Annotated in this window: 10 protein-coding genes; 7 read left to right on the top strand and 3 right to left on the bottom strand. The window is 68.1% G+C overall.

What is annotated here, in order from left to right:
* The 4 genes from HWX39_RS26465 to HWX39_RS26450 all read left to right on the top strand — a co-directional run bounded on the left by HWX39_RS26465 (window position 1) and on the right by HWX39_RS26450 (window position 6,803).
* Window positions 1–1,695, top strand: coding sequence for a cation acetate symporter (locus HWX39_RS26465; RefSeq protein ID WP_175970712.1), 1,695 nt, complete (start codon window positions 1–3; stop codon window positions 1,693–1,695).
* Between the two features lie 354 nt (window positions 1,696–2,049).
* On the top strand, window positions 2,050–3,339 hold the full coding sequence (locus HWX39_RS26460) for a dicarboxylate/amino acid:cation symporter (RefSeq protein WP_175951439.1): 1,290 nt from the start codon (window positions 2,050–2,052) through the stop codon (window positions 3,337–3,339).
* A gap of 4 nt (window positions 3,340–3,343) precedes the next feature.
* Window positions 3,344–5,353, top strand: coding sequence for an ATP-binding protein (locus HWX39_RS26455; protein ID WP_175970711.1), 2,010 nt, complete (start codon window positions 3,344–3,346; stop codon window positions 5,351–5,353).
* A gap of 94 nt (window positions 5,354–5,447) precedes the next feature.
* On the top strand, window positions 5,448–6,803 hold the full coding sequence (locus HWX39_RS26450) for a sigma-54 dependent transcriptional regulator (protein ID WP_175970817.1): 1,356 nt from the start codon (window positions 5,448–5,450) through the stop codon (window positions 6,801–6,803).
* Between the two features lie 95 nt (window positions 6,804–6,898).
* On the opposite strand, the gene HWX39_RS26445 is transcribed toward HWX39_RS26450, so the two are convergent.
* Window positions 6,899–7,435 (bottom strand): TlpA disulfide reductase family protein, encoded by a 537-nt coding sequence (locus HWX39_RS26445; RefSeq protein ID WP_175951441.1) that lies wholly within the window; start codon window positions 7,433–7,435, stop codon window positions 6,899–6,901.
* A gap of 161 nt (window positions 7,436–7,596) precedes the next feature.
* Between HWX39_RS26445 and HWX39_RS26440 the strand changes: the two genes are divergently transcribed.
* On the top strand, window positions 7,597–8,169 hold the full coding sequence (locus HWX39_RS26440; protein WP_175970710.1) for a hypothetical protein: 573 nt from the start codon (window positions 7,597–7,599) through the stop codon (window positions 8,167–8,169).
* A gap of 333 nt (window positions 8,170–8,502) precedes the next feature.
* Here HWX39_RS26440 and HWX39_RS26435 read toward each other — a convergent pair whose 3' ends face one another.
* Together HWX39_RS26435 and HWX39_RS26430 are read right to left on the bottom strand one after the other, a co-directional pair.
* Window positions 8,503–10,134 carry a YifB family Mg chelatase-like AAA ATPase gene (locus HWX39_RS26435; RefSeq protein WP_175970709.1) on the bottom strand — a complete coding sequence of 544 codons (1,632 nt, stop codon included), beginning with the start codon at window positions 10,132–10,134 and terminating at the stop codon, window positions 8,503–8,505.
* Window positions 10,135–10,460: 326 nt separating this feature from the next.
* Window positions 10,461–10,712 (bottom strand): accessory factor UbiK family protein, encoded by a 252-nt coding sequence (locus HWX39_RS26430; protein ID WP_006489451.1) that lies wholly within the window; start codon window positions 10,710–10,712, stop codon window positions 10,461–10,463.
* A gap of 355 nt (window positions 10,713–11,067) precedes the next feature.
* Here HWX39_RS26430 and HWX39_RS26425 point away from each other — a divergent pair, with 355 nt between their 5' ends.
* Together HWX39_RS26425 and HWX39_RS26420 are read left to right on the top strand one after the other, a co-directional pair.
* Complete coding sequence (locus HWX39_RS26425) at window positions 11,068–11,406, top strand: P-II family nitrogen regulator (RefSeq protein ID WP_027789049.1); 339 nt, start codon at window positions 11,068–11,070, stop codon at window positions 11,404–11,406.
* A 37-nt stretch (window positions 11,407–11,443) separates the two neighbouring features.
* A complete protein-coding gene (locus HWX39_RS26420; RefSeq protein ID WP_175970708.1) occupies window positions 11,444–12,958 on the top strand; it encodes an ammonium transporter in 1,515 nt (504 codons plus the stop codon).
* The last annotated feature ends 181 nt before the right edge of the window (window positions 12,959–13,139 follow it).

Genomic DNA, 13,139 nt, shown 5'->3' with positions numbered 1-13,139 from the left:
ATGCGACATGCTTCGATCGCGCCCGGCGCGCTCGCTGTTCCGTTGGCGCTCGTTTCTTCCGCCGCGCGTGCCGTATCGGTCGCGGGCCCGATGCCCTACAAGGTCGAACTGAACCCGGTCGCGATCGGGATGTTCTTCGCGTTCGTGTTCGCGACGCTCGCGCTCACGCGCTGGGCCGCGCGCCGCACGCGCTCGACGCGCGACTTCTATACGGCCGGCGGCGGCATCACCGGGCTGCAGAACGGGCTCGCGATCGCGGGCGACTACATGTCGGCCGCGTCGTTCCTCGGGCTGTCCGGGATGGTGTTCATGTTCGGCTTCGACGGGCTCATCTACTCGATCGGCTTTCTGGTCGGCTGGCCGTTCGTGATGTTCCTGATCGCCGAGCCGCTGCGCAACCTCGGCAAGTTCACGTTCGTCGACGTCGTCGCGTACCGCTTCGCGCAGCGGCCGATCCGGCTGCTGACGTCCGCGAATTCGCTGACGATCGTCGTGCTGTACCTCGTCGTGCAGATGGTCGGCGCGGGCAAGCTGATCCAGCTGCTGTTCGGGCTGTCGTACGGCACGGCCGAGCTGATCGTCGGCGTGCTGATGGTCGTGTACGTGTTCTTCGGCGGGATGACCGCGACCACCTGGGTGCAGGTGATCAAGGCCGTGCTGCTGCTGTGCGGCGCGACGCTGCTCGTCGTGCTCGCGCTCGGCGAATTCGGCTTCAGCATCGACGAGATGTTCCGCCGCGCGGTGGCCGTGCATCCGGGCGCGCTGTCGATCATGGGCCCCGGCAAGTTGATTCGCGATCCGGCCAATGCGCTGTCGCTCGGCATCGCGCTGATGTTCGGCACGGCCGGCTTCCCGCACATCCTGATGCGCTTCTTCACCGTGCCGAACGCGAAGGAGGCCCGCAAGTCGGTGTTTTACGCGACCGGCTTCATCGGCTACTTCTACCTGCTGACCTTCGTGATCGGCTTCTCGGCGATCGTGCTGCTCGCGCAGCATCCGGAGTTCTTCAGGCTCGGCGCGAACGGCACGTTCAACCTCACGCACGACCTGCTCGGCGGCTCGAACATGGTCGCGGTGAAGCTCGCGCAGGCGGTCGGCGGGAACTGGTTCTACGGCTTCATCGCGGCCGTCACGTTCGCGACGATCCTCGCGGTGGTCGCGGGCCTGACGCTCGCCGGCGCGACGACGATCTCGCACGACCTCTATGCGCAGATGTGGGCGCGCGGCAAGCCCGACGAACGCGTCGAGATGCGCATTTCGCGCGCGGCGACGATCGCGCTGTCGGCGGTCGCGATCGGGCTGTCGATCCTGTTCGAGCATGTGAACGTCGCGTTCATGGTCGGCCTCGTCGCGGCGGTGGCCGCGAGCGCGAATTTCCCGGTGCTCGCGATGTCGATCTTCTGGCGCGGGATGACCACGCGCGGCGCGGTGCTCGGCGGCGCCCTGGGCCTCGGGTCGGCGGTCACGCTCACGGTGCTGTCGAAGTCGGTGTGGGTCGACGTGCTGCACCACGCGTACGCGCCGGTGTTCCTCGACAACCCGGCGCTCGTGTCGGTGCCGCTCGCGTTCGTCGGGATCGTCGTCGGCTCGCTCGCGGATCGCGGCGAGCGCGCCAGGCGCGAGCGCGAGGCCTTCGCGCAGCAGGAGTTCTACGCGCAGACGGGCGTGCTGGCCGGCCGCGCCGTGCAGCATTGATTGGTCTGACGAATGAGCACATCCGTCCGGATCGCCGGACGGATATTTTCCGGAAATCCGGAATGCCGGATTTCCTTGCCTGCCGCATTATGAGAAATACAATGAAAACAAAGGTTTGAAGGGTTCCGGGAACCTGGCATCGACCTTGCAATACAAAGCGCACGGCCATCCCCCCGGCCGAACTACTACAGCAAGCAAGGAGACAATCGATGACCACTGCCTTCCTCCCCCTCCGGATGTCTTGAGGCATCGCTTGTTGCGGCACGGCAGCCGCGCGGGCGAATGACTCCCCTGGCATTCGCCTGCGCGCGTGACGCCGTTTCCATCGGCTCATCTACTTCTGCAGGAACCATCGTGAAGAAGAAACCCTTCTACAAAGTGCTCTATGTGCAGGTGATCTTCGCCATCATCGTCGGCGTGATCCTCGGCCACTACTATCCGGCGCTCGCCACCGACATGAAGCCGCTCGGCGACGGCTTCATCAAGCTGATCAAGATGGTGATCGGCCCGATCATCTTCTGTACGGTCGTGACCGGCATCGCCGGCATGGAGGACATGAAGAAGGTAGGCCGCGTCGGCGGCAAGGCGCTGCTGTATTTCGAGGTCGTGTCGACCTTCGCGCTGGTGCTCGGCCTCGCGGCCACGCACATCCTGCGTCCGGGCGTCGGCTTCAACATCGATCCGGCGACGCTCGACGGCAAGGCCGTTGCGTCGTACGCGGCGAAGGCGCACGGGCAGTCGACGGTCGACTTCCTGATGCACATCATCCCGAACACGATGGTCGATGCGTTCGCACAGGGCGAGATCCTGCAGATCCTGCTGATCGCACTGCTGTTCGGCAGCGTGCTCGCGCACCTCGGCGAGCGCGGCCGCGTCGTGACCGACTTCATCGACGGGCTCACGCGCGTGCTGTTCGGCATCGTGCACATCGTCACGAAGCTGGCGCCGATCGGCGCGTTCGGCGCGATGGCGTTTACGATCGGCAAGTACGGCGTCGGCTCGCTGGTGCCGCTGCTCAAGCTGATCGGCACGTTCTACCTGACGTCGGTCGTGTTCGTGCTCGTCGTGCTCGGCACGATCGCGCGCGTCACGGGCTTCTCGATCATCCGCTTCGTGTCCTACATCAAGGAAGAGCTGCTGATCGTGCTCGGCACGAGCTCGTCGGAAGCCGCGCTGCCGCAGCTGATGGAAAAGCTCGAGAAGGCCGGTTGCTCGCGTTCGGTCGTCGGCCTCGTCGTGCCGACCGGTTATTCGTTCAACCTCGACGGCACCAACATCTACATGACGATGGCCGTGCTGTTCATCGCGCAGGCGACCAACATCGAACTGACGTGGATGCAGCAGCTCACGCTGCTGGCGGTCGCGATGCTGACGTCGAAGGGCGCGAGCGGCGTCACGGGCGCGGGCTTCATCACGCTCGCCGCGACGCTGGCCGTCGTGCCGACGATCCCGCTGTCGGGCATGGTGCTGATCCTCGGCATCGACCGCTTCATGAGCGAATGCCGCGCGCTGACCAACATCGTCGGCAACGGCGTGGCGACGGTCGTCGTGTCGGCCTGGGAGAAGGAGCTCGACCGCAACAAGCTGCGCCAGGCGCTGAAGGGCGGCGGTGAGGTCGCGGCGACCGAGACGGCCGGCGTCTGACACCATGAACGAGCAGGCGGCGGCACCGCCCGCCGGCGGCGCGGCCCGCGGCAGCGGGGGCGAAGAGGCGGAGGCCTATGACACAATAGGCGATCCGCATCGCCAGGAAGCCTCGACCGTGACGCGCCGCCTGCTCATTCTCGTCGTGCTTGCCGCCGCGCTCGCCGCGGCGTGCGCGCTGACGTGGACGATGACCTGGCGGCGCGGCGTTGCCGAACTGCAGCGCAACGCCGCGGTGCGCGTCGACCGCACCACCAACGCGCTCAAGAGCACGCTCGACCGCTACGAATCGCTGCCCTATCTGCTCGGCAGCCATCCGTACGTGCAGGACCTGCTCGCCGAGCCAAAGCGCGCCGACTACACCGCGCGCGTCAATCGCTATCTCGAAGACCTCAACGAACACGCGCACGCGACCGTTACCTACGTGATCGGCGCGGACGGCCTGTGTGTCGCCGCCAGCAACTGGCGCGCGCCCGACAGCTTCGTCGGGATCGAATACCGCTTCCGCCCGTATTTCCTCGATGCGATGAACGGCCAGGTCGGCCGCTTCTTCGGGATCGGCACGATCTCGCGCGATCCCGGCTACTACATCTCGCAGCCCGTGTGGCGCGACGGCAAGATCGCGGGCGTCGTCGTCGTGAAGCTCAACCTCGAATGGTTCCAGGGCGCCGATGCGTCCGAGCCGCTCGTCGTCGCGGACGACCATGGGGTCGTGTTCCTGTCGTCGGTGCCCGCCTGGAAGTACCACACGCTGCGGCCGCTCACGGGCCCCGTCGCCGCGTCGATCTACGAGACGCGCCAGTACGCGCAGCAACCCGTCACGCCGCTGCCGTTGCGCATCGAGCAGGTGCTCGGCCCGGATGCGGAGATCGTGCGACTCGGCCCCGGCCTGCGCGCGCCGCGCTTCCTCGCGAGCAAGCGCAGGATCGGCGAGCCCGACTGGCTGCTCGTCACGCTCGCGCCGATCGCGCCGGTCGACGCCGATGCGCGCAACGCGACGATCGTCACGGGCTTTGGCTTCGTGTCGGTCGCGCTGCTCGCGTTCTACTGGCGGATGCGCCGCGCGCGCGTGCGCGAAATGATCCGCGGCCGCGCGCTGCTGCAGCAGGCGTACGCGGAGCTGAACCGACGCGTCGAGGAGCGCACGGCCGACCTGTCGGAAGCGAACGAGCAATTGCAGAAGGAAGTCGGCGACCGGATCCGCGCGGAGCAGGAGTTGCGCGCCGCGCACGACGAGCTGATCCAGGCGAGCAAGCTCGCCGCGCTCGGCCAGATGGCGGCCGGCATCACGCACGAACTGAACCAGCCGCTCGCGGCGCTGCGCAGCTTCTCGGACAACACGCGCGTGCTGCTCGATCGCGGCGAGCAGGCGGCCGCGCGGGAAAACCTCGAGGCGATCGCCGCGCTCACCGAGCGGATGGGCAAGATCACGAACCAGTTGAAGCTGTTCGTCGGCCGCGCGAAGCCGCGCAACGAGCAGGCGCTCGTCGTGCGCGCGCTGCGCAGCGTACTGTCGCTGCTCGACGAGCGGCTGCGCGGCGTCGCGCTCACGCTGACGCTGCAGGACGCGACCGTGTCGCCCGCGCACGATGCGCCGCTCGACCTCGCGCGCGACTATCCCGAGCTCGTCGCCCGTTGCGAGGACCTGCGCCTCGAGCAGGTGCTGATCAACCTGCTCGGCAACGCGCTCGATGCGGTCGCCGGGGTTGCGGCGCCGGCGATCGAGGTGACGATCGCGGTGTCGGCGGCGACGCTCGCCGTCGAGGTGCGCGACAACGGCTGCGGCATTGCGCCCGACCTGCTGCCGCGCCTGTTCGAGCCGTTCTTCACGACCAAGGAAATGGGGCGGGGGCTCGGGCTCGGCCTCGCGATCTCGTCGTCGATCGCGAGCGACGCGGGCGGCGCGCTGACCGCGCGCAACGCGCCGTCGGGCGGCGCGCTGTTCGTCTTGACGCTGCGGCGCGCCCGCACGCATCATCCGGACTTCGTGTCCGAGCCGGCGGGCTCGCGCTAGGCGCGCCACGCCGCCCGCCCGATCGGCGCACGATCGGTATCAACGACGCCGCGCGCGCTGCCGCCGCGCGGCCCGTCAGGAGCAAGTGAGTACGATGGCCAACCGGCTGCAAGTGATCTATATCGAAGACGACGCGCTCGTTCGCCGGGCAAGCGTGCAGAGCCTTCAGCTGGCGGGGTTCGACGTCGCCGGCTTCGAGTCGGCCGAAGCGGCTGAGAAGGCGATCGTCGCGGACACCGCCGGCGCGATCGTCAGCGACATCCGGCTGCCCGGCGCGAGCGGGCTCGACGTGCTCGCGCAGTGCCGCGAGCGCGTGCCCGACGTGCCCGTGATCCTCGTCACGGGGCACGGCGACATTTCGATGGCCGTGCAGGCCATGCGAGACGGCGCGTACGACTTCATCGAAAAACCGTTCGCGGCCGAGCGCCTGATCGAGACGGTGCGCCGCGCGCTCGAGCGCCGCGAGCTCGTGCTCGAGAACCATGCGTTGCGGCGCGAGCTGGCCGGGCAGAACGTCGTCGCGCCGCGCATCATCGGCCGCAGCCCCGCGATCGAGCAGGTGCGCAAGCTGATCGCGAACGTCGCGCCGACCGATGCGTCGGTGCTGATCAACGGCGACACCGGTGCCGGCAAGGAGTTGATCGCGCGCAGCCTGCACGAGCTGTCGCCGCGCCGCGACAAGCCGTTCATCGCGGTGAATTGCGGCGCGCTGCCCGAGCCGATGTTCGAGTCGGAGATGTTCGGCTACGAGCCCGGCGCGTTCACCGGCGCCGCGAAGCGCCGCGTCGGCAAGCTCGAATATGCGTCGGGCGGCACGCTGTTCCTCGACGAAATCGAAAGCATGCCGCTCGCGCTGCAGGTGAAGCTGCTGCGCGTGCTGCAGGACGGCGTGCTGGAGCGGCTCGGCTCGAACCAGCCGATCCGCGTGAACTGCCGCGTCGTCGCGGCAGCGAAGGGCGACATGGGCGAGCTCGTCGCGGCCGGCACGTTTCGGCGCGACCTGCTGTACCGCCTCAACGTCGTGACGATCGCGCTGCCGCCGCTTGCCGAGCGCCGCGAGGACATCGTGCCCTTGTTCGAGCACTTCATGCTCGATGCGGCCGTGCGTTACGCGCGGCCCGCGCCGGTGCTGACCGACCGGCAGCGCGCGAGCCTGATGCAGCGTGACTGGCCCGGCAACGTGCGCGAGCTGCGCAACGCGGCCGACCGATTCGTGCTCGGCGTGGCCGACATGCCGCAGGAGACGGGCGCGGGCGGCAACGAAGCCGACAACGAGCAGACGCTGAAGGAGCGCATCGAGCAATTCGAGCGCGCGGTGATCGCCGAGGCGCTGAACCAGACGGGCGGCGCGGTCGCCGCGACGGCCGACCGGCTGCATGTCGGCAAGGCGACGCTGTACGAGAAGATGAAGCGCTACGGCCTGTCGGCTAAAGGCGACACCGAGCGCTGAAAAGCCAACGGACCGCGGAACCGGGTTGCCCGGTCGTGCGGTCCGTCGTGCGGGGGAAGGGCGCGGTGCGCGGCTCGAGCCGGATCGGGCGGCGCTCAGGCCGCGTTGCTGTCGAGTGCCTTCTTGAGCAGCGCGTCGAGTTCCGCGAATTGCGGTGCGCCGACGTAGCGCTTCAGGATCTTGCCGTCCTTGTCGACGACGAAGGTGGTCGGCGTGAGCTGCACGTTGCCGAACTGTTTCGCGACGCTGCCGTCGTCGAGCGCGACCTTGAACGGCAGCTGGCGCGTCTGTGCGTAGTTCGCGACGTACATCGGCGGATCGTAGTTCATCGCGACCGCGACGAATTCCAGCCCCTGACCCTTGAAGCGGTTGTAGGTGTCGACCATCTGCGGCATTTCCTGCATGCAGGTTGCGCAGCTCGTCGCCCAGAAGTTCACGAGATAGACCTTGCCTTTCAGGTCGCCTGCAGTCGAAACCTTCTGGCCCGACAGCAGCGTGAACGTGGCATCCGGCACGGTGGACTTGCCGTTGAACGCGAAGAAGCCGGCGACGGCGATCGCCGCGACGACGACGGCGGCGACGAGGTAGCGGACGGGGCCGGCGCTGCGCCGGACGGGAGGCGTGGTGTTCATCTGGTGCTCTCGGAGTCGGTCGATGACGCGGATCGATGCAAAGGACATCGAAATTCGGCGCTCATTTTAGCGCGAATGCGGCTTGCGCACCGGCGGCGGCCACGCATCCCGGATTTCAGGTTCGGCGGATAATGCCCGTTTTTTCCTGCCCGATCCGCGCCATGCCGAAGGAAGTCACCGTTTCGTTGCGCCCCCTTTTTCGTCCGCTGCGACACTTCGCCGCGCTCGCGTGCGTGAGCGTCACGCTGGCCGCGTGCTCGCCGTCGTACGACTGGCGCACGCTGCACAACGACGCCGGCTACACGATCGACCTGCCGGCGAAGCCGACCGTCGAGGAACAGCCGGTGGCGATCGACGGCGCGTCGATGCCTATGCGGATGCAGGCCGCGCACGTTGACGGCGCGGTGTTCGCGGTCGGCACGCTGACGCTGCCGAACGACCGTGACGACACGCGCCGCGCGGCGCTCGACTTCCTGCGCGCCGGGCTGTCCCGCAACCTCGAAGGCGCGCCGCAGACGGCTTCGGTGCCCGTGCCGCTCGCGGCCGGCGGCGCGGTGAGCGGGCTCGAGCTGCGCATCGCGGGCGCGGCCGCCGGCGGCGATCGCACGCACAAGACGATCGTCGCGCGGCTCGCCGCGCGCGGCCGGCACGCGTACCAGGCCGTCGTGATTGCCGACGGGCCGCTTGCGCAGGAGCAGCTCGACCAGTTTTTCGGGTCGTTCAAACTCGATTGACGGTGGCCGGAGCGGGCGCGGGGACACTCTGTGACAACTGAAAGTTCATTCGCAGCTTTCGACGCTAGTCGCCGGATTTTGCGAGGTTTTTCCGGCTATCCACAGCGCATGTGGATAACTTTGTTGAAAAGTTGCCCGGATTTCCCGCCAAGCCGCGCGGGACGGCCTTCCGGCCCGTTTGGTCGCTCGCTCGCGATTTGAGAAAAATCAATTAAAACAACGAGATGCGGATTCCGTACTGCAAAGGTCTCGCCGAACCCTGATCCAGGGCCGGATGCGTGGAATTGTGTATAAGTCAAGTCTTGACAGCCGGGTTTTGTCCTCCGAGGGCGTTCAGAGTGCCGTCAGCGCGCGCCGGTAGCGGATGGCTTCGGCGATCTGCGCGGCCGTCGGCAGCGGGTCGCCGGCCAGGTCGGCGATCGTTCGCGCGACCTTCAGCACGCGGTAATACGCGCGCGCCGACCAGCCGAAGCGCTCGCCGGCCTCGCGCAGCAGGCGTTCGCCTTCGTCGGTTGGCCGGCACAGGTCGTCCGTCTCGCGGCCGCTCAGCATGTGATTCGTCTTGCCCTGCCGGTTGAGTTGCAGCGCCCGCGCCCGCGCGACCCGCGCGGCCACCGCTGCACTCGGCTCGCCGGGCGCCGACGCGCGCGTCGCCAGCTCGGCCGGCGACAGCGCGGGCAGGTCGATCTGGATGTCGATGCGGTCGACGAGCGGCCCTGACAGCTTGCGCAGGTAGCGCGCGGCGACGTCCGGCGAGCAGCGGCAGCGTCCGGATGGATCGCCGTGCCAGCCGCATGGGCACGGATTCATCGCGGCGATCAACTGGCATGCCGCGGGGAAGTCGGCTTGCTGGGCCGCGCGTGAAATCGTGATGCGGCCGGCCTCCAGCGGTTCGCGCAGCATCTCGAGCACGTGCCGGTCGAATTCCGGGAGTTCGTCGAGGAACAGCACGCCGAGGTGCGCGAGCGTGATCTCGCCCGGTTGCGGCGGGTTGCGGCCGCCGACCAGCGCGGCGGCGCTCGACGAGTGATGCGGTGCGCGGAACGGCCGCCGGCGCCACTGCGCGGGTGAAAAGCCGAGCCGGCTCGCGGAGAGGAGCGCCGCCGACGTCAGCGCCTCGTCATCGGTCAGTGGCGGCAGGAGGCCCGGCAGCCGGGCGGCCAGCATCGACTTGCCCGCCCCCGGCGGCCCGACCATCAGCATGTGATGGCCGCCCGCGGCCGCGACTTCCAGCGCGCGGCGCGCGCCGCGCTGGCCGACCACGTCGGCGAGATCGGGGGCGGCCGGCATCGGCAGGCCGTCGAGGCACGGTGCCGCGACCGGGGCGAGCCGCCCGTCGGGCGCGCCGGTGAGGTGCGCGCACAGCGCGGGCAGGTCCGGCGCACCGTACACGGTGACGCCCGGCACGAGCGCCGCCTCGGCGGCGCTGGCGAGCGGCAGGTACAACTCGGGCGCGTTCGACGCGGCGGTGCAGCCCGGCTCCGGGCCGGCCCCCCGGGCACCGTTGCCTGAACCGGAAAGCGTGCCGGAACCCAAACCGGAGGCCGCGCCACTTTCCGCGGACTGCCAATCCCGCGCCACACCGCACGCCATCGCGAACGCGCCGCGCATCGGCCGCAGCGCGCCCGTCAGCGACAGTTCACCCGCGAATTCGCGGCCGGCCAGCGCGTCGGCCGGGATCTGGCCGTTCGCGGCGAGGATGCCGAGCGCGATCGGCAGGTCGAACCGGCCCGACTCCTTCGGCAGGTCGGCCGGCGCGAGGTTGACGGTGATGCGGCGCACGGGGAAGTCGAAGCCGCAGTTCTGTAGCGCGGCACGGACGCGCTCGCGGCTTTCGCGGACTTCGAGATCGGGCAGGCCGACGATCGAGAACGACGGCAACCCGTTGGCGAGATGGACTTCGACGGTGACGTCCGGCGCACGACCGGAGGCGGGCGCGCGACTGCGCACCACGGCGAGCGACATGGCGAGGCTCCTTTAACAAGGCGGACGGACGACGGCCGTTCGAGGCCGCATGCCGCGGGAATCGGAGGAATCGGTGCGCGCTTGCCGGCGTGGCGCGGGGAAAGAACGAGGCACTGCGGAACGACGGACTGCGAAGAACGATGAACAGCGAAGAACGATGAACAGCGAAGAGCGGGGGTGCTGCGGAGAACGACGGACGACGAAGAGCGGTACGGTGGCTTCAGTGCTTCAGTGCTTCAGTGCTTCAGCGCGGTGGGCGCGGCGGGCGCGGCGGGCGCGAACCGCACGCGGCGGCTCGCGCCCGGACCTTGCGGCCGGGTCGGGCGTCAGGCTTGCGGCGCGGCGAGCTTCTGCTCGAGTTCCGCGACGCGTTTCTCGAGTTCCTCGAGGCGCACGCGAGTGCGGGCGAGCACTTGCGCCTGCGTGTCGAATTCCTCGCGCGTGACGAGATCGAGTTTCGAGAAGCCTTGCGACAGCATGGCCTTCACGTTGCGCTCGACGTCCTTGGCCGGCGAGTTTTTCAGCAGATCGCTGACGCGCGACTGCAGATCGTTGAAAACGTCGCTGGGTTGCTTCATGTGATTCCCCTTCCTTGCACAAAAAGTGTGCATCTTCAGTTGCGTACGTGCCCATGATGCACGCATGACCGGAAATGGTGCGCGCCGAGCGCGAATTCCGGGCATGGCGCCCGCATGGGTGAATGGCCCGGTGATCCGGGACGTGCGTGCACTCTAGCAACGATCCTTTCGCCGCGCCAGCAAACCGGGCCACGTTGGCCATTCGGCCGGGCTTCCGCACCTTACATCAGGTGATGCGACCCCTTGATGAAGCCTTTTGAAGCGGTGTTCGAACCGACATGGCATGCGAGTTGCTGAGAAGAGTCCGCTACAACATTCCAATCAATTCGACGGGACAACCCAGCGAGAGGACTTCATGAAACTCATTACCGCAATCATCAAGCCGTTCAAGCTCGATGAGACGCGCGAAGCGCTGTCGGCGCTTGGCGTCTCGGGCATCACGGTGACGGAGGTGAAAGGGTTCGGACGCCAGAAGGGGCACACCGAGTTGTACCGCGGCGCCGAATACGTGGTCGATTTCCTGCCGAAGATGAAGATCGAGGCGGCCGTGTCCGACGATCTCGTCGACCAGGCGGTCGAGGCGATCGAGCGGGCCGCGCGCACCGGCAAGATCGGCGACGGCAAGATCTTCGTCACGGCGATCGAACAGGTGATCCGGATTCGCACCGGGGAGACGGGCGCAGACGCGCTGTAACAGAACAGACAAGACAAGCGACAAGAGGAAACCCAAGATGCGCAAACTTCTGATGTCCCTGCTGATGGCCGGCTCGCTGATCGCGGCCGGCGTCGGCTCCGCGCTTGCCGACGACGCGGCGTCCGCCGCGGCTGCGTCCGCACCCGCCGCAATGGCTTCCGACGCTTCGGCTGCCGCCGCTCCGGCCGCTTCGACGCCCGCTGCAACCGACGCGTCCGCCACGGCCGCTGCCGCTGCACCGGCCTCGGGCGCCACCGACGCGTCGGCTGCTGCCGCCGCTTCGGCACCGGCCGCCCCCGCCGCGCCGACCGCGCCGTTCTCCGTCGATTCGTCGAAGATCAACTCGGGCGACACCGCGTGGATGCTGACCTCCACCGCGCTCGTGCTGTTCATGACGGTTCCCGGCCTCGCGCTGTTCTACGCGGGCATGGTCCGCAAGAAGAACGTGCTCGCGACCGTGATGCAGAGCTTCGCGATCACCGCGCTGATCACGGTGCTGTGGACGGTGGTCGGCTACAGCCTCGCGTTCACGCCGGGCAACGGCTTCATCGGCGGCCTGTCGCGCGCGTTCCTGCACGGGATGAACTACATCCACGGCGACAAGGCGACGACGCTGACCGTCAGCCACCTCGCGCCGACGATTCCGGAATCGGTCTACTTCGTCTACCAGATGACGTTCGCGATCATCACGCCGGCCCTGATCTGCGGCGCGTTCGCCGACCGGATGAAGTTCTCGGCGATGCTCGTGTTCATGACGCTCTGGTCGCTGATCGTCTATGTGCCGATCGCGCACATGGTGTGGGAGCCGACCGGCTGGCTGTCGGCCGACGGCGTGCTCGACTTCGCGGGCGGCACCGTGGTGCACATCAACGCCGGTATCGCGGGCCTGATGTCGTGCCTGGTGCTCGGCAAGCGCGTCGGCTACGGCCGCGAATCGATGGCGCCGCACAACCTCGTGCTGACGATGATCGGCGGCTCGATGCTGTGGGTCGGCTGGTTCGGCTTCAACGCGGGTTCGGCGGTCGCGGCTGACGGCCGTGCCGGCTTCGCGATGCTGACGACGCAAGTCGCGACCGCTTGCGCGGCGCTCGGCTGGATGTTTGCCGAATGGATCGCGAAGGGCAAGCCGTCGGTGCTCGGCATCGTGTCGGGTGCGGTCGCGGGCCTCGTCGCGATCACGCCGGCGGCCGGCTTCGTCGGCGTGGCGGGCGCACTCGTGATCGGGATCGCGGCCGGCATCGTGTGCTTCTGGTCGGCGACGTGGCTCAAGTCGAAGCTCGGCTATGACGATTCGCTCGACGCGTTCGGCGTGCACGGCGTGGGCGGGATTCTCGGCGCACTGCTGACCGGCGTGTTCGCGGTCAAGGACATCGGCGGCGCCGACGGCAGCCTGCTGCTGCAGGCCAAGGGCGTGCTGATCACGCTGGTCTACAGCGGCGTGCTGAGTTTCGTGCTGCTGAAGCTGATCGACCTGACGATGGGCCTGCGCGTGTCGGAAGAAGAGGAGCGCGAAGGCCTCGACGTGATCCTGCACGGCGAGCACGTCGAATAAGTCACAAGGATGACCGGCGGGCCGCCGCGACGACGGCGCCCGCCATGAATGAGCGCAGCGACTTCGGCCCGCCTCACCCGGCGGGCTCTTTTTTTCCTGTCGCCCACGGCCGTGGCGCATGACCCTTCGCACTATCGGGTCAATAGCCGAAAACTTCCTTCAAACCCTTGCGAAGCCGGGA

Source organism: Burkholderia sp. BCC0322 (assembly GCF_902833045.1).
In the GTDB taxonomy this organism is placed as follows: domain Bacteria; phylum Pseudomonadota; class Gammaproteobacteria; order Burkholderiales; family Burkholderiaceae; genus Burkholderia.
Note: the sequence above shows the minus strand (reverse complement) of the source record. Positions and strands in the feature narration are given on the sequence as shown.

Bases quoted from the DNA above. Each gene is read 5' to 3' on its own strand.
- HWX39_RS26465 (WP_175970712.1), top strand. From the start codon at position 1: ATGCGACATGCTTCGATCGCGCCCGGCGCGCTCGCTGTTCCGTTGGCG.
- HWX39_RS26455 (WP_175970711.1), top strand. From the start codon at position 3,344: ATGAACGAGCAGGCGGCGGCACCGCCCGCCGGCGGCGCGGCCCGCGGC.
- HWX39_RS26450 (WP_175970817.1), top strand. From the start codon at position 5,448: ATGGCCAACCGGCTGCAAGTGATCTATATCGAAGACGACGCGCTCGTT.
- HWX39_RS26445 (WP_175951441.1), bottom strand. From the start codon at position 7,435: ATGAACACCACGCCTCCCGTCCGGCGCAGCGCCGGCCCCGTCCGCTAC.
- HWX39_RS26440 (WP_175970710.1), top strand. From the start codon at position 7,597: ATGCCGAAGGAAGTCACCGTTTCGTTGCGCCCCCTTTTTCGTCCGCTG.
- HWX39_RS26435 (WP_175970709.1), bottom strand. From the start codon at position 10,134: ATGTCGCTCGCCGTGGTGCGCAGTCGCGCGCCCGCCTCCGGTCGTGCG.
- HWX39_RS26430 (WP_006489451.1), bottom strand. From the start codon at position 10,712: ATGAAGCAACCCAGCGACGTTTTCAACGATCTGCAGTCGCGCGTCAGC.
- HWX39_RS26425 (WP_027789049.1), top strand. From the start codon at position 11,068: ATGAAACTCATTACCGCAATCATCAAGCCGTTCAAGCTCGATGAGACG.
- HWX39_RS26420 (WP_175970708.1), top strand. From the start codon at position 11,444: ATGCGCAAACTTCTGATGTCCCTGCTGATGGCCGGCTCGCTGATCGCG.